Origin of the sequence: Caulobacter sp. X (assembly GCF_002742635.1) — a bacterium.
Lineage (GTDB): Bacteria > Pseudomonadota > Alphaproteobacteria > Caulobacterales > Caulobacteraceae > Caulobacter.
In genome coordinates this window covers 1,069,146-1,089,207 of sequence record NZ_PEGF01000002.1, presented here as the reverse complement: position 1 = coordinate 1,089,207, position 20,062 = coordinate 1,069,146, and the positions used below count along the sequence as shown (strand labels likewise).

Here is a 20,062-nt window from a genome sequence, read left to right as displayed (position 1 = left end):
GGGCGCGTGCGGCATCTATAGCCTAAATGCCCCACAAAACCCGAACGGAACGTTCGAGCGCGCCCCGCTCAGATCAGGGCAAAAGCGCTGGCGTCAAGGTCTCGATGAAGAAAGACACGATGTCGCCGGTCCGTTCCAAGGGGTTTAGACCCTCGTTTCCGCCCGCCAGCATGGCCGAAAGCGTGCTGCTGGACTCGGCCTCGGGGCCCGTCGGGACGACGTCGGAGATCACCCCGCACTGGATCGCCCGCATCCGGCGGCGGGACGAATTGATCTGCGACGCCGCGTAGAGATGGGCGCAGTCCAGATTGACGATGTCGCAGCCCTCCAGCCGATAGGCGTCCAGCATCGGGTCGAACTCGCGATAGATCGCATCGCCCGTGGCCACGCGGACCGGCTTCAGCGGCGCCGGACCGGACCAGAGCTCCAAGGCGGCGTCTATCAGGGCTTGGTCGGCGCGCAGGATGCGGGCGCCGGTGTAGTGAGGGGTCGTGCCGTCGGCGGCCAGGGTGTCCTCGGCGAGATAGAAATCCCCCATGCCCAGGTCGCCGGTTCCGAGACCGCCCGCCAGGCCATAGGCCAAAACCAGCTCGATCCCGTAATAGGCCAGCTCCTCGGCCGTCGAGCTGGACACCGGTCCGCCATAGACGTGGGCCAGCGACAGGAACTTTCGGCCGCCGTGCTGAAGCACCCGCACGCTGTCGGGCGACACATGGATGAAGTGCTGCCCCTCCACGCGCTCGGGCTGGTAGCGCTCAAGCGCCGACGGCGGGGGGCAATAGCCGACCAGAGCGACCTTGATGTCGCCGAAGATGTCGGGCGGAAACCGGCGACCGACCAGGCTTTGCGGGGTGAGATGGGGCGATAGCGTCATGACGATCCTGGCGACTCCGCGGGTGGGCGGGCAGGTTCTGGACCGGAACGCGATCGCGCGACACGATCAGGATCAATTCGGCGGTCGCGGGCCCGCTAGAGGATCAACGCCGCCAATTTCGCGGGCAGTTCTCCCCGCACCGCCATCAGATGCGTCCGCAGCAACAGCGCCACGGTGATGGCGTCCGGCATATGGCCGGCGATCGCCGCGTCCAGGGCCTCGCGGAACGGCACGCGGACCACGGCCAGGTCCTCGGTCTCGTCCGGCGCCGTCGCGGTCGGCGAGAGGTCCATGGCCAGAAAGCCGTAGGCGATCTCGTCGGTGACCGAGTTCGACAGCTCCATCCGCAGGATCGGCCGCCAGTCACGGGCCTCCAGCCCCACCTCCTCGGCCAGTTCGCGCTTGGCGCCGTCCAGCGGGTCCTCGCCGTGCGGCGCGCCGCCCTCGGGCAGCTCCCAGCTATAGTTGGCCAGCGAGAAGCGGTTCTGGCCGACCAGGGTCACGGTGCCGTCCTCGTGCAGCGGCACGATGCCCGTCGCCTGGCTCTTGAAGCCGATCTTGCCATACAGCGCCGGCCGGCCGGTCGGAGCGATCGCCTGGTATTCGGTGACCCTGATCCACGGGTTGTCGTAGACCACCTTGCTGGAGGCCACGCTCCACGGCTTTCCGTGCGGCTTCAGCCAGGCGGGCTTGTCGGACATGGACGCTCCAGATTTTTCAGGCCGCGCGGTTCCATCGCGACCGGGCAAGGCCTAACTGAACGGCCTACAACGCCGCAACGCCCATGAGGAGGCCGTCTTGGCCGGTTCCGTCCCCCCTGCTCCCGAATTCGGCGAAACCCTGCCGGTCGAAGCCTCGCCGGCGACCATCGCCTTTCTGGCGCGCCGTCGCTCGGCCAGCGCCATGACCCTGACGGCGCCGGGACCGGACAAGGCTCAACTGGCGGACCTGCTGCGCCTGGCCGTTCGCGTGCCCGACCACGGCAAGCTGGCCCCCTGGCGGTTCATCGTGCTGGAGGGCGAGGCCAAGGCCGTCTTCGCCGAGCGCATCACCGCCCTCGCCCCCAGCCAGGCCAACCCGACCAAGGCGACGGCGGCCCTGCGCAAGCTGACCCGTCCGCCCGTATGCGTCGCCGTGATCTCGCGCCACCTGCCCGGCGAGATCCCCGAGTGGGAGCAGCGCCAGAGCGCCGCCGCCGTCTGCCACCAGATCCTGCTGGCCGCCTCGGCCCTGGGCTGGGGCGCCAACTGGATCACCGACTGGTACAGCTACGACCCGCGCGCTTTGGAGATCCTGGGCCTCGGTCCAGACGAGAAGGTCGCGGGCTACCTCTATCTCGGCACGACGACGGAACAGCCGCAGGAGCGGCAGCGCCCCGACGCCACGGCGCTGACCAGCTACTGGAGCCCGAACTAGCCCCCAGGCGTTGAAGCGACGGCACGGAAGGACGCTCTCATGGCCCGACGCAAAGACCCCTGGACGACCCTGGCCTTCGACAGCTGGGCGCTGGGCATGGAGGCTTCGGCCGTCATCGGCTTGCGCATGATGAAACTGGCCGCCGGCGGCGCGGCGGCCCAGGCCGAGGCCCAGCTAATGGTCAGCGAGAAGGTCGCCGCCGGCTTGACGCTGCCAATGCTGGCCGCGACCGGGAAACTGGGCGCGACGGGGCCGGCCATCGCGTCCGGCTCCCTGGCCCACCTGCGCCGCAAGGTGCGGGCCAACCGGCGCAGGCTATCGAAGGGCTAGGCGGATCGGCTTCAGAGCAGAAATCAGTTCCTGCCTTCCTGGGCCTTGCGCCCAGGAAGGCGAACTCTTGGTTTGCGGATCGAGTTGAAGACCTATCCGTCCTAGATCAGCCGCGGCCGCGATAGGGCGCGACGCCCTGGTCGGGGACCCACAGGCCTTCCGGCGCCGGACCGGTCTGCCAGAACACGTCGATCGGAATGCCGCCGCGCGGATACCAGTAACCGCCGATGCGCAGCCAGCGCGGCTGGGCGATCTCGACGATCTTGCGCGCCACCTTGACCGTGCAGTCCTCGTGGAACGAGCCGTGGTTGCGGAAGCTGGTCAGGTAGAGCTTCAGCGACTTGCTCTCGATCAGCCACTCGCCCGGGGCGTAGTCGATCACGAGATGGGCGAAGTCCGGCTGGCCCGTGACCGGGCACAGCGAGGTGAACTCCGGCGCGACGAAGCGGGCCAGATACAGCACGTCGCTCTGCGGATTGGGCACGCGCTCGAGGACGGCGGCTTCGGGGCTGTCAGGCGCGTCGACGACGCGGCCCAGCTGGGTGACGTTGAGATCGGTCATCGGCGCGATTTAGGCCTCCCCCCCTCTCAAGACAAGACTTGGGCGAGGAGACCGCGGCCGCGAGACAAGCCGCGCGCCTCTCGCTACAAATCCACCAAACAAGCGTTTGGGGAGAACAAGCGATGCTGGGACGGGACTTCGACGGCTTCACCGTGGTGATCACGGGCGCCTCCACGGGCTTGGGACGGGCGATCGCGGTCGAGACCGCGCGGCGCGGCGCCGGCCTCGTGGTCGTCAACTACGCCCGCAGCGCCGAGGAAGCCGAAGAAACCGCTCGCCTGGTGGAGGCCGAAGGCGCCAAGGCCGCGCTGGTCCAGGGCGACGTCGCCCAGGACGAGGACTGTCGCAAGATCGCCGAGGCGGCCGCCGCGACGGGCCGCATCGACGCCCTGTTCAACAACGCCGGCGTGACCAAGTTCGCGCCGAACCACGCCGACCTCGACGCGGTGAACGCCGAGGACTTCCTGCGGCTCTATTCGGTCAATGTGGTCGGCGCCTTCCAGATGGTGCGCGCCGCCCGTTCCCTGCTGGAAGCCGCGCCCGCGCCAGGCGCCGTGGTCAACACCGCCTCGATCGCCGGCGTCGTCGGCAATGGCTCCTCGGTGCCCTACGCCGCCTCGAAGGGCGCGATGACGACCATGACCCTGTCCCTGGCCCGCGCCCTCGCGCCGCGCATCCGCGTCAACGCCATCTGCCCCGGCTTCATCGACACGCCCTGGTTCGGCAAGGCCATGGACGCCGAACGGGTCGATCGCCTGCGCGCCGGCGCGGCGGCGGCCACGCCGCTGAAGGTGGCCTCGACCGCCGAGGACATCGCCGGCGCGGCGGTCTTCCTGGCCTCGCCCGCTTCCCGCCACGTCACCGGGGAGACCCTGCTGGTGGACGCCGGCCTGCACCTGGGCGGCGCCAGCCTGTCGATGCGGTAAGCGACTCGCGTTCTCCGGACGGCGCCTGCGCCACACGACAAGCCCGATTCACCTTTCCGTCGCCTGTTGCGGATCGGCGTACGTTCTGAAGCAAAATCGTCACACTGCGCCCAAACTTTAGGCGCGAGGCGCCCTTCTCTCTGGCGCTTCGCTCGCCTCGATTGCAACTAAAGGCGCCTGCACCGCTAATCGGCGGGGGACGCACATGCGCTCGCAGGCGCGTCGGGGTCTCGGGATCCAACCCGGGAAACGACACACAAGAAGGGGATAACATAATGAAAGCCATGAAGATCGCGCTGGCCGCCGCCGCCGCCACGGTCGCCCTGAGCGGCGCCGCGATGGCCGATGAGCTGAAGCTCTCGTACAACGTCGGCGTGTTCAGCGACTACGTGTTCCGCGGTGTCAGCCAGACCCAGGAAGATCCGGCGGTTCAAGGCGGCGTCGACGCGACCTACGGCATCGGCTACGCGGGCGTCTGGGCCTCGAACGTCGACTTCGGCGCGGATGACCCGTCGGCCGAGATCGACTTCTACGCAGGCCTGCGTCCGACCGTCGGCGACACCTCGCTCGACTTCGGCGTCCTGTACTACAGCTACACCAAGGACAAAGGCCTGACGCCGGGCGCCTACAGCTATGTCGAACTCAAGGCCGCCGCCTCGCGCACCTTCGGTCCGGCCACCCTGGGCGCGGCCGTCTACTACTCGCCGGAATATCCGGGCAAGGGTGGCGGCGCGACCTACTTCGAAGCCAACGCCGCCGTGCCGGTCGCCGAGAAGCTCACCCTGAGCGGCGCCGTCGGCCAGCAGACGATCAAGAACTACAAGGACTACAGCACCTGGAACGTCGGTCTCGCCTACGCCCTGACCAGCAACCTGTCGGCGGACCTGCGCTATCACGACACGTCCGAACATGACCTGGGCAAGATCTACGACAGCCGCGTCGTGGTCAGCCTGAAGGCCGCCTTCTAAGGCTGGTCTTCCAAGGGTAGACAGGGAAGCCGCCCCGGTTCGCCGGGGCGGCTTTTCTTTTGGAAGATCAGGTCGCCGGCGCCTTGGGCGGACGCATCGCCAGCACGGCCACGAACACCACCGCCGTCACGGCCGCGAACAGCTCGAAGGTCGGGGCGAAGCCGCCCAGACGATCGCGCATCGCGCCGGCGATAAACGGCCCCGCCGCCGAAACCGCGCCGACCAGGCAGGTCAGCGAGAAGAGCTCCAGATTGCTCTGCCGGCCGTAGTAGTTCAGCAGCAGCACGGTGACGGCCAGGACGGTCAGACCGAAGCCGACGCCCGTGCCGATCGCGTAGACCAGCATCAGGGCCGGGGTGGCGGCCTTGGCCAGGGCCAGCAGGCCGACGACCAGCATCCCTTGCGCGAAGACCAGCAGCCAGCGTGGGTCGACCCGGTCGCCCAGCGCCCCGCCGCCCAGCCGGGCCAGCGTCTGCATCAGCGACTCCAGGCTCAGCATCTTGGCCGCCAAGGCGCCTGCCGCGACCGCGCCGACGCCGGCGGCGACGCCAAGCTCCGTCAGGTGGGTGACCGAGACGCTTGCCACCGTCACCCCGACCAGCAGGTGACTGAAATAGGCCGCCACCAGCACGTAGAACTGCGGCGTGCGCAGGGCCTGGGGCACGGTCCACTCATGGGACGTGCGATAGACGCTCGCGGTGGCGGGGGCCTCGCGGGCCTCCTGCTCGACCTCGAGATCGACCTCATGCGCCGCCGCCGTCAGCCACTTGGAGCCGCCGACCATCAGAGCGCAGACCAGCCCCACCGCCGCCGCCAGCGCCGCCTGGACGACCCAATAGAGCCGCCAGTCGCCGCCGCTGTCGGCCATCAGGGTCAAGGCCATCCATGGCCCGGCCGCGCCGCCCAGCGAGCCAAAGGTGAAATAGATCCCGAACGGCAGGGCGCGCTTCGTGAACAGCGACGACAGCACGTGCGTCCCTGGGATCAGCGCCGCCATCTGGAAGCCCACGCCGCACGCGGCGGCTCCGGCGTAGTAGCTGAGCAGGCTCCCGGCGTTGGCGATGCCGATGAAGCCCCCGGCCAGCACGACGGCGCCGGCGAGCAGCGTTCCGCGCACGCCGAACCGCCGGATCAGGATGGCCGGCAGCCAGGACGAGGCGCCCGTGAACACGCCAAGCACCGTGAAACCCGCGAAGGCTTCGGTAAAATTCCACTTCAGCTCGCCAATCATCGCCGGCAGGACCACGCCCAGCGAGCCGTAGGTCGAGGCGGTGATCAGGAACAGCAGCAGGCTGAACGCCGCCAGCAGAAGCCACGGGCGGAAGCGGTCATCGGTTTGGGTCAAATCAGAACGTCCGCTTCAGGGTGGCCCGCCACTCGCGCCCCTTGCCGGGCAAGGCGCCGAGATTGGCGTAGGTGTCGGCGTCAGGTGTCACATAGAACTTGTCGAACAGGTTATCGACATTGACCGACAAGGTATAAGGCCCGCGCGCGATGAACGCCGACGCATTGACCAGGTCATAGCTCGGATAATGCACCGCGTTCTGGACCGTGCCGGCGGTGCGGCCCACATGGCTGACGCCGAGCGTCGCGCCCGCCTGACCCCAGTCATAGCCCTTGCTGGTATAGGTCCCGTACAGGCTGAGCACCGATTTCGGCGTCAGGGTGTAGGCGTAGTCGCCGCTCCGGCCCGGCAGGCTGGCGAAACTCCAGACCACGTACGAGCCGCCATAGGCTTGCGCGCCCGCAACGCCCGCCGTGTAGGCCGGGATGTACTGGAACGAGGTGTCTGGTCCCCTCACCGTCGTGCGCTGGTTATTGCCGGCGAAGGTGAAGGACAGGCGTTCCGAGGCCAGCCAGCGGACCTCCAGCTCGACACCCTTGGACCGCAGCCCCTGCACGGTCGGCGGCGAGATCGCGCCGGCGATCTGGGTGCGGGTCTGGCGATAGGCGGCCAGCGAGCCGATCAGCGTCCCGCGCAGCAGCTGGAACTTCACGCCCGCCTCGGAGAGCGCCGAGCTCGACAGCCATGAGCCGTCGGCGACCAGGCCCGGCGCGATGTCGCCCGCCTGGCTCATCTCCAGGGCCGAGGCCTTGGCGTAGCTGGCGTAGGGCATCAGCCCGACCGGCAGCTTGTAGGTCAAGCTGGCGTTCCAGGTCGCCTTGTTCCGGTCGGCCGACTGGCGTCCGGCGACCGTGTAGCTGAGGTAGCCCGTGTCCTGGCTCTCCACCGAATAGTGGTCCCAGCGCCCGCCCAGCACGAGGTTCCAGCGGCCCGCGACGATGTCGGAGGTGACGAAGGCGCCGGTTTCCTTCCAGGTCGAGCGGTTGTCGTTCTCCCAGCGCACGCCGCCGGGCTCGTCGTCGAACGGGCTGTCGATCGTGTCGGTCGCCGTGGCGCCGAAGCTGATGTCGCGGCGGTCCAGGGCGATCAGGCCGCTGTTGTAGCTCTCGCGCCGCCGCCCCTCGAACCACCGGTGCGAGACGCCGGTCAGGGTCCTGGCGCGCACGGGGCCAAGCTCGGTCGGGAAAGCGTAGGTCAACCGAACCTCGCTGACCTTGGCGTCGATCGCCGAAGGGTAGCCGTACGAGACGAAGCGCTTGTTGTCCTGGCGGTCGTGGAACAGCTGCAAGGTCAGCGACCGCTCGCCGCCCAGGTCCTTGGCCAGGTCGAAATAGAGGGTCTGGGTGTTGGTCTTCGAGAAGTCGGCGGGGCTGATATAGACCGTGCGGCGATCGAGCTTGGTCGTCCCGACGCCGACGTCCAGCGTGTGAACCGCGTCCGTGGCGGGAAAGCCGTAGTACGGCAGGTAGAGCGCGCTGGCGTATGGGTAGGCGCCGATCTCATTTGGCGTGAGCTTGCCGTTTCCATCCACGTCGCGCAGCGTCGTATCGCGGCCGGTGATGTAGGTCCGGTGGTCGATCAGGTCCTGGGTCAGGCGGTTCCAGCCGGGCGTCTGCACGTCGCCGTCGCTGTGGAAGACCATGCCGCCGAAGGCCGTGCTCCAGCCGTTTCCGAAATCAAAGTCGGCGGAGGCCTCCAGCGTCTGGTGACGCGGATAGATCCCACGGTAATAGCTGTGGCTGTCCTCGGCCTCGCCATAGACCCACACCCCGCCCTCGGCCGGACCCAGCGTCACGGGCGCGCCGAACTGGCCTGTGACCAGCTTCCTGTTATAGCTGCCGAAGGTGGCGGTGATCTCGCCCTCCGGCTCGGCCAGGAAGCGGCCCTCGTCGCGCGCCGACTTGGGGATGAAGTTGACCAGCCCACCGACCTTGCCGGCGCCATAGACCGGCGTTGGCGGCCCGCGCAGGATCTCCAGACGCGCCGCGCCGCCGATCGGCGTCGAATAGGTTCCTCGGTTCTCCACCCGCTTGAAGCCGCGGAAATAGTTCTCGGCCAGGGCCCCGCGAATGTTCAGCGATCCCGGCACGCCGTAGAAGCTGGCCGTATGGGTCCCGGGCGCGACCTTGGTCGCCCCGTCCAGCGACTGGACGCCGTAGCGCTCAAGGGTGAGATCGCTGACCAGGCTAGCCGAGCGCGGCGTTTCGATCAGCGGCTTGTCGATGCCGAACACCGTGTGGCTGGGCGCTTTCTCCAGCAGGCCGGCCTTGTCGCGGGCCACGATGACCACCGTATCGACCTGGTCGGCGACCTGGGTCTCGGCGCGCGCGGTTCCGGCGGCCAGGGCCAGCAGGCTTACGGATAGCAGCAGGGTTCGAAACGGCATCGCATCAGGTCCTCACGCCGAAGCTCGGCGGTCGCGGACCCGATATCTGGTGATCGCTTGATCTTCGTCAAAATGCCTTCTGACATTTCAGATGAGATTGCGAAGAGGGTGTGGCGGCGAAGTCGCAGGTCACGTTGGGGAAGTCGCGACGCAAGCGCGCACCCTTGAGCCGCCCGAGCTCCAGACGCGTATCGGGCCTCAGGCCCTGCCCTGCGCCTCGGGCTGGACGTTCAGAATCTTCAGCATCGCCGCGCGCGAGGCCTCGGCGTCGCCGCCGGCGATCACGCGGGCCACTTCGCGATGCTCCTCGATCTCGTCGATCAGCTCCTGCTCGGTCGCGCCATTGAACGAGAACACCCAGAACCGCGCGGCCTTGTGCTGCAGGGGGATCAGGATGCGGGCCAGGGCCAGGTTGCCAGAGCCCCGCGCGACCAGGGCGTGGAAGCGCAGGTCCATGGCCACCAGGGCGGGCAGGTCGCAAACGCGGGCGGCCTCTTCTCCTTCCGCGAAAACGTCGAACATCGCCTGGGCGTCGGCCTTGGAGGCGTTGCGGGCGGCCAGGGCGGCGCAATGCGGTTCGATCAGCACCCGGGCCTCGTAGCCCTGGCGCAGTTCGACCAGGTCCAGCGGCGCGACGGTGGTGCCTGATCGCGCGCGGCGGACGACCAGGCCCTCCAGAGCCAAGCGACCCAGGGCCTCGCGCACGCCGGCCAAGCCGGTGTCGTAATGCGCGGCCAGGAACTGCTCATCCAGCCGCGAGCCGGCCGCCAGTTCGCCCAGGATCAGGTCCAGCAGGATGCGCTCATAGACCTTGGTCTTCTGCAGGTCGGGCGACCAGTCCTCCAGGCCCGAGGAATTGGCGACATCCAGCACCAGCCGACGGCCGGCGAGCGGTTTCAGCGTTGGCGAGGCCATGGAGACTCCGAGGCGTGCGGACGCTGATAGGTAGGGTGAAATGTTAGAGAGCGCTACAAAATCCTCCCCCTCGTGGGGGAGGTGCCGGCTCGACGAGACGACGGAGGGGGAAGAGGCAAGGTCAGTAGAACTTCCCCCTCCGGTCCTTCGGACCACCTCCCCCGCTGGGGGGAGGATTTCGCTTCCTCAGAACGCCGGCACGACCGCGCCGGAGTACTTCTTCTCGATGAACGCCTTCACCTCCGGCGAGGTGAGCGCGGCCGCCAGCTTTTTGACGCGCGGGTCGTCCTTGTTGTCCGGGCGGCCGACCAGGTAGTTCACGTACGGGCTGGTCTTGTCCTCGATGATCAGGGCGTCCTTGCTAGGGTTCAGCTTGGCGTCGAGCGCGTAGTTGGTGTTGATCACCGCCAGGTCGACCTGGTTCAGGACGCGCGGCAGCGACGGCGCCTCAAGCTCCTTGAACTTCAGGTCCTTGGGATTGCTGGTGATGTCCTTCAGGCTCGACAGGGCGTTGGTCGGGTCCTTGAGGCCGATGACGCCGTTCTTGGCCAGCAGGATCAGGGCCCGGCCCTCGGTGCTGGCGTCGTTGGGGATGGCGATCGTGGCGCCGGTCGGGACCTCGGCGAGCGACTTCCACTTGGCCGAATAGGTCCCGATCGGCTCGACGTGCACGCCCTGGATCGGGATCAGGTTCGTGCCCTTGTCGCGGTTGAAAGTCTCCAGATACGGCAGGGTCTCGAAGTAGCTGACGTCGATCCGCTTCTCGGCCACCTGGACGTTGGGCTGGACGTAGTCGTTGAAGACCTTGATCTCGAGATTCAGCCCCTCGGCCGCCAGCTTCGGCTTGATGAACTCCAGCACCTCGGCGTGCGGGATGGCGGTGGCGGCGATGGTCAGGGTGTTGGGGTCGCCGGCCTTGGGCGTCTTCGGCCCGCAGGCGGCAAGACTCATGGCGGCGAGACCGAGAACAAGAACAGCGCGGCGGGCGACCATGAACGGCTCCATAAGGCGATCTTAGTGGTAGGCTTTTGCCCTGATACGGCGGGGCGAGGAAATCAGATTTCCTGAGCGCCCGTCGAGTTCCGTGAAGCCTTGGCGAACCATCGCTTGACCGCGCCGCCGAACAAGCCGCTTGGATATGGATGGCCAAGGAAACCGTCCACATCGTGCAAGCCTATGTCGCCGGGCGCAGCAAGGGCCTGAAGGCCGAGCAGCAGATCGGCTGCAAGACGGCGGAAGAGGCCCGCCGCAAGGCCGAACGACTGGCGCCGCTGCGCGAGGGGGTCGTCGCCTTTTCGGCCAGCGCGGACGTCGAACTCGGCGACTACGACGAGAACCCCGACATCCTGTTCAAGGCCGGCCGGCTGCCGTTCCCGTTCGATCAGGCCTGATCGATCTCGTCGTCGAGGTCGTTGGCGACCTCCGGCGGCCCGTGGATGATCCAGCTGGCCACGAAGTCGGGCTTGTCGCCCGCCAGGCTGATGACGCCCGCCTCGGCCGCCTTGATCGCCGAGGTCTGCGGCGGCAGCGTGTAGGTGTCGCCGTCGTGCTCGCCCAGGAGGTCGAGGACGATCCCCTCCCCCTCGTCGGCGTCGATCACCACGCCGAAGAACTGCTGGCGCTCCAGAACCTCGCCGTCGTCGTCGAGGAAGGTCAGGTTCATCAGCAGGGTCTTGCCGATCAGGGTCGCGGCGAAGTCGGCGTCCCAGTGGAGGTCGGTGGTCTCAGTCATGTCGCGTTCTTGGCCCCAAACCTCCTCACCCGCAAGGCGGGGGAGGTGGCGCGCCGCGAATACGCGGCGTGACGGAGGGGGCGCTTATCAGCGATTTGCGCCCCCTCCGTCGGCTACGCCGACACCTCCCCCGTTTCACGGGGGAGGAAGACATCATCTATGCGAAACGCGGCGCACCACCGCGTCGCCGACCATCTGCAGCACTTGAACCAGCACCAGCATCAGCACCACGGTCACGACCATCACGTCGGTCTGGAAACGCTGATAGCCGAACCGCACAGCGAGGTCCCCCAGCCCCCCGGCGCCCACGACGCCGGCCATGGCCGTGTAGCCGACCAGGGCGATGGCGGTGACGGTCGCCGCGGCGATCAGGCCCGGCAGGGCCTCGGGCAGCAGCGCGCCCAGCACCACCTGCCGGCGCTTGGCGCCCATGGCGAAGCTGGCCTCGACCACGCCCTTGTCGACCTCGCGCAGAGCCGTCTCGACCAGGCGGGCGAAGAAGGGCGCGGCGCCCGCGACCAGCGGCGGGATCGCGCCGGCCACGCCCAGCGAGGTGCCGACCAGGGCCACGGTCAGCGGGATCATCACGATCAGCAGGATCACGAACGGCACCGAGCGCAGGATGTTGACCAGCAGCGACAGCGCGCCGTTGGCCAGCCGGTTCTCCAGCATCTGGCCCTTGCCGGTCAGGAACAGGATCACGCCCAACGGAAGGCCGAGCGCGATGGTCAGCGCCATCGAGCCGCCCAGCATGGCCAGGGTGTCCAGCGTCGCCTGACCGATCTCGCTCCAGTCGACATTGGCGAACTCGAAGGTTCCGGCGCTCATCGGGCGGCCTCCCCGGTCAGGTCATCGACGCGGACGCCGGACGCCTCGAAGGTCTTGATCGCCGCGGCGACGTCGCCGCCGGTCAGGGCCAGGGTCAGCTGGCCGTACGGCGTCTCGCGCAGGCGATGGATGCGGCCGCCCAGGATCGAATAGTCGACGCCGGTGGCGCGGGCGACCTCGCCCAGCACCGGCTTGTAGGTCGCCTCGCCCTTGAAGGTCAGGCGCACCAGCCGGCCGCCGACGCCCGGAGCGGTCGTGACCTCGCCGTCGGCCTCGCGCACGAAGCGGCGGGCGGTGTCGCTGGCCGGGTGCAGGAAGACGTCCTCGACCGCGCCCTCTTCCACCACGCGGCCGGCCTCCAGCACGGCGACGCGGTCGCAGACGCGGCGGACCACGTCCATCTCGTGGGTGATCAGCACGATGGTCAGGCCAAGCTCGCGGTTGAGGCCCGAGATCAGGTCCAGGATCTGCTCGGTGGTCTCAGGATCCAGCGCGCTGGTGGCCTCGTCGCACAGCAGCACCTTGGGCCCGGTCGCCAGCGCCCGGGCGATGCCGACCCGCTGCTTCTGGCCGCCCGACAGCTGGGCCGGATATTTGTCGGCGTGGGCGGTGAGGCCGACGCGCTCCAGGAGCTCGGCCGTGCGCGCCTTGACCTCGGCGGCGGGACGGCCGGCCAGCTTCAGCGGGAAGGCGACGTTCTGGGCGACCGTCTTGCCCGACAGCAGGTTGAAGTGCTGGAAGATCATCCCGACCCGACGGCGCAGGGCCCGGAGGCCCTCGACGCCCAGGGCCGCGACATCGTCGCCGTCGACGATCACCCGGCCGCCGGTCGGCGTCTCCAGGCCGTTGATCAGGCGGATCAGGGTCGACTTGCCCGCGCCCGAGGCGCCGATCACGCCGAACACCTCGCCGGCGGCGACGGACAGGGACACGGCGCTGAGCGCGGCGTGCCCGCCCTGGGCATAGGTTTTCGAGACGTCCTGGAAGGTGATCACGCGGCCAAGTCCAAACGAGTTTTTCGAGCGGCCAGGGCCGCAGGCCGCCCGATTTAGGCGTTTGGCCGGCAAAGGTGAAGGGAAACCGCCGTCGTCAGCTGGCGCAGCGCGTATCGGTCGCGAGAACCTGCCCGATTCCGTCCAGCAGGGCCGCGATCGTGACGGGCTTGGCGACATGCAGGTCCGCGCCGGCGGCCAGGGCGTCCTGCCGGTGGCCGGCCATGGCGTTGGCGCTGAGCATGATGATCGGCGTGCGCCGCCCGCCCGCCTCCTGAGCCCGGATCGCGCGGGTCGCCGCCAAGCCGTCCATGACCGGCATCTGCATGTCCATCAGCACCACGTCGTAGCGCCGGGCGGCCACGGCCTCGACCGCCTGGGCGCCGTTTTCCACCACCGTGACAGTGGCTCCGCAGGGCTCGAGCATCAACTGCACGACGCGCTGATTGATCGGATGGTCCTCGGCCAGCAGGATCTTCAGCCCATCGGCCTGGACGCACGACAGGAGCGGGTCGGCTTCGGCGCCAGGCCCGGACTCCGTCCGAGGCGCCGGCAGGGCCACCCGGAACAGGCTGCCCGCGCCCGGGCTGGACCGCGCGGTGATCTCGCCGCCCATCATCTCGACCAGGGTCTTGCTGATCGACAGGCCCAGGCCCGACCCGCCGAACCGGCGCGTGATCGTGCTGTCGGCCTGACTGAAGCGCTGGAAGATCATATCGACCTTCGTCGCATCGAAGCCCACGCCGGTGTCCTCGACCTCGACGCACAGACGCGAGGCCTGGCCCTCGCTCGGATCCTCGACATCGACGCGCACCGTGACCTCGCCGCGATCGGTGAATTTGACGGCGTTGGACAGCAGGTTGCTCAACACCTGGCCGATCCGCACGCTGTCGCCCAGGAATCCGCCGCGCGCCCCGGCGCCGCGCTCGACGCGGAACCCGATCCCCTTCTCCTTGGCTCGAAGGCGGGTGACGTCCAGCAGGCCGTCCAGCACCGCGCCCAAATCGAAGGCCTGCGTCTGGATCGTCATCTGGCCGGCCTCGATCTTCGAGACGTCCAGGATGTCCGAGACCAGCCGCTCCAGGGTCTCGCCGGACCGCCGGATCAGCTCGACCATCTCGGCCTGCTTTGGCGTGAGATCCGTCTCGCCCAGCGCCGCGGCGACGCCCAGGACGCCGTTCAGAGGCGTGCGGATTTCATGGCTCATATTGGCCAGGAAGTCGTTCTTGGCCTTGTTGGCCGCCTCGGCGGCGTGGCGGGCTTCGGCCATCTCGGCCTCGATCCGCAGACGCTCGGTGACGTCGCGCGCCACGCCGAACACCAGCTCTCCTCGCCGCCGCGCGCGCCATTCCAGCTGGCAATAGGACCCGTCGGCGCGGCGATAGCGATTGACGAAGCCGTTGACGTCGCCGTCTTTCTCGGCGCGGTTCATGTTGGCGCGGGTGGCCGGCAAGTCGTCTGGATGCAACAGCGACAGCAGGGACGCGCCCTCCAGCGTCTCGACCGGATAGCCGAGCACCGCCTGCCAGGCGCGATTGACCTTCACGAAGCGCCCCTCCATGTCGCGGATGCACATCAGGTCGGCCGAGACGTCGAAGAAACTCGACAGGTTCTGCGCGGTCTCCAGGGCCTGCTGGGCCGCCAGTCGCGCCCGGATCTCGCTGGCCGCCAACACCTCCTCGGCGCGGCGCCGGTCGATCGCGATCGCCGCCAGCTCGGCGGCGGCCTCGATGAACGCGATATCCTCCTCGTCCGGCGCGCTGACCTGACGCTGGTAGATCGCGAAGGTGCCGACCACCGAGCCGTCCGGCGCCTTGATCGGCTGCGACCAGCACGCGGCCAGTCCCGCCTGCGCCGCCAGATCCTTGAAGTCCGCCCACAGCGGATCGGACTGGATGTCCTCGACCACCACGCGACGGCCAAGATAGGCCGCCGTGCCGCAAGATCCGACGGCGGGGCCGATCTCAACGCCTTCGATGGCCTTGTTGTAGAAATCCGGCAAGCTGGGCGCCGCGCCCAACGTCAGGCGCCGGCGCTCGGCGTCGAGCAGCAGAATGCTGCAAAGAATGGAGGAATCCTCGGCCTCGACCTCGTGGACGATAGCCGCCAGCGCCATCGCCAGGGATTTGCCCCCCGCGATCAGGTTCATCGTCCGCCGGAATGCGCGGTGGGCGCTTGTACGACTCATCTTGATGTCTCCGGCGGGCGAGCTTGCCACCGGAGGCTGTCGACTTTGACACACTAAGTGGCTGAATAGGCGCGGCATATTGGCGCGGAGCCGTCCCCGGGGATCACCATCCCCGGGGACGGCCAGCGATCCGCCCTACTTGGCGTCGCGTTTAGGAGCGTTCTTCACGTACTTGTTCATCCACTCGACCATTTCCCAAAGGGTGTGCTTGGTCGACTCCATCGCCCGGTAGCCGTGCGGCTCGTTGGGCAAGGTCACGTAGCGCACGGTCGCGCCCGCGCCCTTAAGCGCCGCGTAGAAGCGCTCGCTCTGGATTGGGAAGGTGCCCTGGTTGTCGTCCGCCTCGCCGTGGATCAGCAGGATCGGGTCCTTGATGTTCGGCGCGTAGGTGAACGGGCTCATCTTCGTATAGGTGTCGGTCGCCTCCCAGTAGGTGCGCTGCTCGGCCTGGAAGCCGAACGGCGTCAGGGTGCGGTTGTAGGCGCCCGAGCGGGCGATGCCGGCCCGGAAGAGGCGCGTGTGGGCCAGCAGGTTGGCGGTCATGAACGCGCCGTAGCTGTGGCCGCCCACGGCGATCCGGTCCCGATCGGCCACGCCCATGGCGACCACGGCGTCGACCGCGGCCTGGGCGTCGGCGACCAGCTGCTCGACATAGGTGTCGTTCGGCTCGGCGCCGTTGCGGCCGATGATCGGGAAGGCCGGATTGTCGAGGATCGCGTAGCCCTGGGTCAGCAGGAACAGGTGGCTGATACCGCCCGGTCGGGTGAAGCGGTTGCCCTCGTCCACCGTCTGGCTGGCGACGGCCGCGTCGGTGAACTCGGCCGGATAGGCCCACATCAAGAGCGGCAGCGGACCGTCCTTGGCCTTGTCGTAGCCGGCCGGCAGGTACAGCACGCCCGACAGGGTCACGCCGTCGGCGCGCTTGTAGGTGATGGTCTGCTTGCTGACGCCCGCGAACTGGGGCGCGCGGTCGGGGAAGCTGGTCAGGGCCTTGGCCTTGGCGCCCTTGGCGACCGCGTGGATGAAGTAGTTCGGCGCGTCCTTGGCGCTTTCGCGGCGGGTGATCACCGTCTTGCCAGCCTCGTCGGCCAGGGCGACAGGGGCTTCGTAGTACGGCGCCTGGGCTTCCCACAGCTTGGTGGCCTTGCCGTCGGCGAGCGCCATGCGGCCGACGAACGGGAACTCGCCCTTGGCCGAGGCGCCGTCGCCGAACAGGAACACCGCCTTGCCGTCCGGCGTGAAGTGCAGCAGATCCTCGCCGCGCGCGTCACGGCGGGTCACCGGACGACCTGGATCGTTGTAGCGGTCCTGATAGTTGCGCTCGACCAGCACGCGGCCGGCGCCCGGCTTGCTGGGATCGATGGCGATGCGCTTTTCCTTGCGGGTCTGCCACCAGCGGCTGTTCAGCAGGGCAAAGTCGCTCTTGCCCCAGGTGATCCCGCGATAGCGCTGGTCGAGGTCGATCAGCTTGGTCGGCGCGGCCGAGAATGGCGCGGCCAGCATGAAGACGCTGTCGTGCACCGCGACCTTCTTGCGCGGATCGCCGCCGTCCTGGGCCTCGGCCCAGACGAGGGTCGCCGGGGCGTCGGCGCGCCACTCGACCGAGCGCGGACCAGGCGAGGTCGCGTCGAACGCCGGCGGCAGGGTGTCGGCCAGCGGACGGTCGGCCAGGGTCTTCACCGGCTGGCCGTCGATCGTGGAGACCGCGATCTCGGTCGGGAACAGGTTGGCCGGGACCAGGTAGCTGTAGGGACGCTTCAGGCGCGTGGTCAGCAGGTACTGGCCGTCGGGCGAGATCGACGCGCCGGCGATGATCCCGGGCTGGCCCACCGGCGTGGTCTTGCCGTCGGCCAGGCTGACGCGGGTCAGTTGCGAGGTGAAGTAGTAGTCGAACAGCGCCTCGTCATGGGCGTTCGACAGCAAGTCCTGATAGGTGCGGATCGCCGAGGAGCGGCCCTTGGACTCCTGGATGGTCGGGCCGGTGGGCGTCTCGTCGGCGACGGGCGGCGCGCCGCGGCCGGCGATGATCGTCTGGACCATCAGGCCCGAGCCGTCCGGCAACCAGTCGTAGCCCCCGCCGAACACGGCGTTGACCACCGGCTCGGTCACCTTGCGGGCGGTGGCGGTCTTCACGTCGGCGACCCACAGCTCAAGGCCCGTCTTGGCGTCCAGCACGAAGGCCACCTTGGAGCCGTCGGGCGACCAGCTGGGCGCGATGAAGCGCGCGCCGGCCGGCAGGCTCACGGGGCGGACCTTGGCCGTCGCGACGTCCTCGAACGCCAGGCTGTTCAGCCAGTTGGCGCGAGCCTCGATCGGACCGTTGGTGCGCGGATTGATGCGATAGCCGCCCAGGCGCAGGATCGGCTCGGACACCGCCGCGATCGAGGGCAGGTTCTCGCGGCCCAGCTGGACCAGGACCTTGCGGTCGGGGCTGACGGAGACGCTGGGCGTCTGGGGCGAGTCGAGGATCTGCGCGATCGGGGCCGGCGGAGTCTGATAGACATCGGCCGCCAGGGCCGCGCCCGCCGACAAGGCCATGAACGCCGCCGAAGCGGCCAACGCGATCGCCCGCCGCCGGAACGAAGTGTGCAACATCGAGAGCCCCTCACCTGGATCGCGCCGCCCAACCCGGCGCTTTTTCAGAAAGGCACGATTATGCACAACTCGGCGGGAGAAGAACCCATTTTCACCGCAATCACCCCCTAATTGAGGGTAAGGGCGCATTTATCTTCGAAAAAATCGCTGAATTTGATTTCCAGCGCGAAACTTAGTTTCGCGCTGGAAATCTTTTCTCAAGGCCGCCGGTAGACCGCGCCGCCCTTCATCACGAAGACCGGCTTTTCCAGCACCGTGACATCCGTGAGCGGATCACCCGACACCGCGATGATGTCGCCATAGCGGCCCGTGGCGACCTGGCCGACATCCTTGCTCTGGCCCAGGGCCTCGGCGGCGGTGATCGTCGCCGACTGGATCGCCTGCAGGGGCGTGGCGCCATAACGGACCATGATCGCGAACTGCTTGGCGTTGCCGCCGTGCGGATAGACGCCCGCGTCGGTGCCGTAGACCATCTTCACCCCGGCCTTCAGGGCCTTCTTGAAGTTCTGCCGCTGGATCTCGCCGATGTCGCGATCCTTGCGCAGGTTGTCCTCCAGCACGCCGTTCTTCTTGCCCTCGGCCTGGGTGTAGTCGGTGTTGTAGATGTCCATCGAGAAGTAGGTCCCGTGCTGGACCGCCAGTTTGATTCCCTCATCGTCGACCAGGCTGGCGTGCTCGATGGTGTCGATGCCGGCCTTGATCGCCTCGCGGATGCCCGCCGCGCCGTGGGCGTGGGCGGCGACCTTCAGGCCCGCCATGTGCGCCTCGTCGGCCACGGCGTGCATCTCGTCATAGGTCAGCTGCTGCTGGCCCGGCTCGTCGCCGCGCGAGAAGACCCCGCCCGTGGCGCAGATCTTGATCACCTGGGCGCCGTACTTCTTCAGCGTCCGGACAGCCTTCCGCGCCTCGTCGGGGCTGTCGATATTGTAGGGGCCCTTCTCGTCCATCGACGGCGGGAAGAAGGTCGAGTCGCAGTGGCCGCCCGTTGCGCCGATCGCCCACGAGGCCGTCACCACGCGCGGCCCCGGCACGTAGCCGGCGTCGATCGCCTCGCGCAGGCCCACGTCGTCGAAGTCGGCCGAGCCGACATTGCGCACGGTGGTGAAGCCGGCCTCCAGCGTCTTCTTGGCGTTGGCCGTCTGGACCACGCTCCAGAAGCGGTCGCTGTACTGCAGGCTGTTGTAACCGCCGACCTCGGCCAAACTATCGAGGTGCACGTGCATGTCGATCAGGCCCGGCAGCAGGGTCGCGTTCGGCAGGTCGACCACCTTGGCGCCCTTGGGAACGGCGTCGCCCTTCTTGCCCACGGCGGTGATCCGGCCGTCGGTGACGACGACCAGCGGGTTGTCGACATATTTGCCCGAGGCCACGTCCAGCAGGCGCGCGGCGCTGACCGCCGTCACCTCGGCCGCGCTGGCCGCGCCGCCGGCCAACAGCCCCATGGCGGCCGCCAGAACCGCGACCTCATTCATTCCACGCATCTTCGAACGTCCCCTCCGATAACTGGAAGGGACGCTAGCACGCCAAACCCTGACGTCGAGACTCAGTTGGGAATGGTCGGCGACGGCGCCTGCATCGTCTCCTGGGCGCGCTGGGCGACGCCGCTCTGCGCCTTGCGTTGCTCAGCCGTCGTACAGACCTTCACCGGGAAATGGCTGCCCGTGGGAGTCTCGTCGCGGCAGACGCGCTTTTCCTTCTTCTTCTCGACCGTCGGCGTGGCGGGCGAAGCCGACGAATCCGGCGCGGTCTGCGCGAAAGCGGCCGTCGCGACGACCAAGGACAACCCGATCATGGAAACGAAAAGACGCATTTACATCCCCTGGCGCGCCGCCAGCCCCACGCGGGCGGCCCTTATCCAACGCAAGCCTGGAAGCTTAGGCGCTAGCGAAACTGGAGATTGAACAAGCCGACCGACGCCACCAAGGCAAGTTACATCCTGGTCATGACCGAAGACCTTGTTCGGGGCGGAACAGAAATCCGCGCCCGCCGGACCGCCCCTTCTCGC

19 protein-coding genes are annotated in these 20,062 nt (G+C 68.2%); 5 read left to right on the top strand and 14 right to left on the bottom strand.

All coding sequences use genetic code 11. The features are described 5' to 3' along the window. Positions 1-73: 73 nt before the first annotated feature. Together CSW60_RS17470 and CSW60_RS17465 are read right to left on the bottom strand one after the other, a co-directional pair. Positions 74-874: a hypothetical protein gene (locus CSW60_RS17470; protein ID WP_099538468.1), complete on the bottom strand. Its 801-nt coding sequence runs from the start codon at positions 872-874 to the stop codon at positions 74-76. Between the two features lie 95 nt (positions 875-969). Next, positions 970-1,575: an NUDIX hydrolase gene (locus CSW60_RS17465; RefSeq protein ID WP_099538467.1), complete on the bottom strand. Its 606-nt coding sequence runs from the start codon at positions 1,573-1,575 to the stop codon at positions 970-972. Positions 1,576-1,672: 97 nt separating this feature from the next. Between CSW60_RS17465 and CSW60_RS17460 the strand changes: the two genes are divergently transcribed. Both CSW60_RS17460 and CSW60_RS17455 read left to right on the top strand, forming a co-directional pair. Continuing rightward, positions 1,673-2,290 (top strand): nitroreductase, encoded by a 618-nt coding sequence (locus CSW60_RS17460; RefSeq protein ID WP_099538466.1) that lies wholly within the window; start codon positions 1,673-1,675, stop codon positions 2,288-2,290. Between the two features lie 39 nt (positions 2,291-2,329). Continuing rightward, a complete protein-coding gene (locus CSW60_RS17455; RefSeq protein ID WP_099538465.1) occupies positions 2,330-2,620 on the top strand; it encodes a hypothetical protein in 291 nt (96 codons plus the stop codon). Between the two features lie 106 nt (positions 2,621-2,726). Here the strand turns inward: CSW60_RS17455 and queF are convergent, their stop codons facing one another. Continuing rightward, positions 2,727-3,182 carry a preQ(1) synthase gene (gene queF, locus CSW60_RS17450; RefSeq protein ID WP_099538464.1) on the bottom strand — a complete coding sequence of 152 codons (456 nt, stop codon included), beginning with the start codon at positions 3,180-3,182 and terminating at the stop codon, positions 2,727-2,729. Between the two features lie 122 nt (positions 3,183-3,304). Between queF and CSW60_RS17445 the strand changes: the two genes are divergently transcribed. Both CSW60_RS17445 and CSW60_RS17440 read left to right on the top strand, forming a co-directional pair. Beyond that, positions 3,305-4,108: an SDR family NAD(P)-dependent oxidoreductase gene (locus tag CSW60_RS17445; protein WP_099538463.1), complete on the top strand. Its 804-nt coding sequence runs from the start codon at positions 3,305-3,307 to the stop codon at positions 4,106-4,108. A gap of 275 nt (positions 4,109-4,383) precedes the next feature. Beyond that, entirely contained in the window at positions 4,384-5,076 is a 693-nt protein-coding gene (locus CSW60_RS17440) for a TorF family putative porin (protein ID WP_099538462.1), read from the top strand. A gap of 67 nt (positions 5,077-5,143) precedes the next feature. Here CSW60_RS17440 and CSW60_RS17435 read toward each other — a convergent pair whose 3' ends face one another. The 4 genes from CSW60_RS17435 to CSW60_RS17420 all read right to left on the bottom strand — a co-directional run bounded on the left by CSW60_RS17435 (position 5,144) and on the right by CSW60_RS17420 (position 10,727). Further along, positions 5,144-6,421, bottom strand: coding sequence for a CynX/NimT family MFS transporter (locus CSW60_RS17435; protein WP_099538461.1), 1,278 nt, complete (start codon positions 6,419-6,421; stop codon positions 5,144-5,146). A gap of 1 nt (position 6,422) precedes the next feature. Next, on the bottom strand, positions 6,423-8,807 hold the full coding sequence (locus CSW60_RS17430) for a TonB-dependent siderophore receptor (protein WP_099538460.1): 2,385 nt from the start codon (positions 8,805-8,807) through the stop codon (positions 6,423-6,425). A 198-nt stretch (positions 8,808-9,005) separates the two neighbouring features. Then, positions 9,006-9,722 (bottom strand): GntR family transcriptional regulator, encoded by a 717-nt coding sequence (locus CSW60_RS17425; RefSeq protein WP_099538459.1) that lies wholly within the window; start codon positions 9,720-9,722, stop codon positions 9,006-9,008. A 186-nt stretch (positions 9,723-9,908) separates the two neighbouring features. Next, complete coding sequence (locus tag CSW60_RS17420; RefSeq protein ID WP_201723082.1) at positions 9,909-10,727, bottom strand: MetQ/NlpA family ABC transporter substrate-binding protein; 819 nt, start codon at positions 10,725-10,727, stop codon at positions 9,909-9,911. A 137-nt stretch (positions 10,728-10,864) separates the two neighbouring features. Between CSW60_RS17420 and CSW60_RS17415 the strand changes: the two genes are divergently transcribed. Continuing rightward, the gene (locus CSW60_RS17415; protein ID WP_099538458.1) at positions 10,865-11,113 is read left to right on the top strand and encodes a hypothetical protein; all 249 of its coding nucleotides are present in this window, start codon (positions 10,865-10,867) and stop codon (positions 11,111-11,113) included. On the opposite strand, the gene CSW60_RS17410 is transcribed toward CSW60_RS17415, so the two are convergent. The 7 genes from CSW60_RS17410 to CSW60_RS17380 form a co-directional block, all read right to left on the bottom strand. Next, the gene (locus tag CSW60_RS17410) at positions 11,104-11,454 is read right to left on the bottom strand and encodes a hypothetical protein (RefSeq protein ID WP_099538457.1); all 351 of its coding nucleotides are present in this window, start codon (positions 11,452-11,454) and stop codon (positions 11,104-11,106) included. The two genes, CSW60_RS17415 and CSW60_RS17410, sit on opposite strands and share 10 nt — an antisense overlap. A 153-nt stretch (positions 11,455-11,607) precedes the next feature. Continuing rightward, on the bottom strand, positions 11,608-12,282 hold the full coding sequence (locus CSW60_RS17405) for a methionine ABC transporter permease (protein ID WP_099538456.1): 675 nt from the start codon (positions 12,280-12,282) through the stop codon (positions 11,608-11,610). After that, positions 12,279-13,277, bottom strand: coding sequence for a methionine ABC transporter ATP-binding protein (locus CSW60_RS17400; protein WP_099538455.1), 999 nt, complete (start codon positions 13,275-13,277; stop codon positions 12,279-12,281). The genes CSW60_RS17405 and CSW60_RS17400 overlap by 4 nt, the downstream gene beginning before the upstream one ends. 94 nt (positions 13,278-13,371) lie before the next feature. Continuing rightward, positions 13,372-15,462, bottom strand: coding sequence for an ATP-binding protein (locus CSW60_RS17395; RefSeq protein WP_099538454.1), 2,091 nt, complete (start codon positions 15,460-15,462; stop codon positions 13,372-13,374). 135 nt (positions 15,463-15,597) lie between these two features. Further along, complete coding sequence (locus CSW60_RS17390; protein ID WP_099538453.1) at positions 15,598-18,057, bottom strand: prolyl oligopeptidase family serine peptidase; 2,460 nt, start codon at positions 18,055-18,057, stop codon at positions 15,598-15,600. Between the two features lie 197 nt (positions 18,058-18,254). Next, positions 18,255-19,538, bottom strand: coding sequence for an amidohydrolase family protein (locus CSW60_RS17385; RefSeq protein ID WP_099538452.1), 1,284 nt, complete (start codon positions 19,536-19,538; stop codon positions 18,255-18,257). Positions 19,539-19,600: 62 nt separating this feature from the next. Beyond that, positions 19,601-19,867 carry a hypothetical protein gene (locus CSW60_RS17380; RefSeq protein WP_099538451.1) on the bottom strand — a complete coding sequence of 89 codons (267 nt, stop codon included), beginning with the start codon at positions 19,865-19,867 and terminating at the stop codon, positions 19,601-19,603. Positions 19,868-20,062 lie beyond the last annotated feature (195 nt).

Coding starts and splice junctions, on each gene's coding strand:
- CSW60_RS17470 (WP_099538468.1), bottom strand. CDS start 874: ATGACGCTATCGCCCCATCTCACCCCGCAAAGCCTGGTCGGTCGCCGG.
- CSW60_RS17465 (WP_099538467.1), bottom strand. CDS start 1,575: ATGTCCGACAAGCCCGCCTGGCTGAAGCCGCACGGAAAGCCGTGGAGC.
- CSW60_RS17425 (WP_099538459.1), bottom strand. CDS start 9,722: ATGGCCTCGCCAACGCTGAAACCGCTCGCCGGCCGTCGGCTGGTGCTG.
- CSW60_RS17405 (WP_099538456.1), bottom strand. CDS start 12,282: ATGAGCGCCGGAACCTTCGAGTTCGCCAATGTCGACTGGAGCGAGATC.
- CSW60_RS17440 (WP_099538462.1), top strand. CDS start 4,384: ATGAAAGCCATGAAGATCGCGCTGGCCGCCGCCGCCGCCACGGTCGCC.
- CSW60_RS17385 (WP_099538452.1), bottom strand. CDS start 19,538: ATGCGTGGAATGAATGAGGTCGCGGTTCTGGCGGCCGCCATGGGGCTG.
- CSW60_RS17395 (WP_099538454.1), bottom strand. CDS start 15,462: ATGAGTCGTACAAGCGCCCACCGCGCATTCCGGCGGACGATGAACCTG.
- CSW60_RS17455 (WP_099538465.1), top strand. CDS start 2,330: ATGGCCCGACGCAAAGACCCCTGGACGACCCTGGCCTTCGACAGCTGG.
- CSW60_RS17415 (WP_099538458.1), top strand. CDS start 10,865: ATGGCCAAGGAAACCGTCCACATCGTGCAAGCCTATGTCGCCGGGCGC.
- CSW60_RS17420 (WP_201723082.1), bottom strand. CDS start 10,727: ATGGAGCCGTTCATGGTCGCCCGCCGCGCTGTTCTTGTTCTCGGTCTC.
- CSW60_RS17390 (WP_099538453.1), bottom strand. CDS start 18,057: ATGTTGCACACTTCGTTCCGGCGGCGGGCGATCGCGTTGGCCGCTTCG.
- CSW60_RS17445 (WP_099538463.1), top strand. CDS start 3,305: ATGCTGGGACGGGACTTCGACGGCTTCACCGTGGTGATCACGGGCGCC.
- CSW60_RS17380 (WP_099538451.1), bottom strand. CDS start 19,867: ATGCGTCTTTTCGTTTCCATGATCGGGTTGTCCTTGGTCGTCGCGACG.
- CSW60_RS17430 (WP_099538460.1), bottom strand. CDS start 8,807: ATGCCGTTTCGAACCCTGCTGCTATCCGTAAGCCTGCTGGCCCTGGCC.
- CSW60_RS17410 (WP_099538457.1), bottom strand. CDS start 11,454: ATGACTGAGACCACCGACCTCCACTGGGACGCCGACTTCGCCGCGACC.
- queF (WP_099538464.1), bottom strand. CDS start 3,182: ATGACCGATCTCAACGTCACCCAGCTGGGCCGCGTCGTCGACGCGCCT.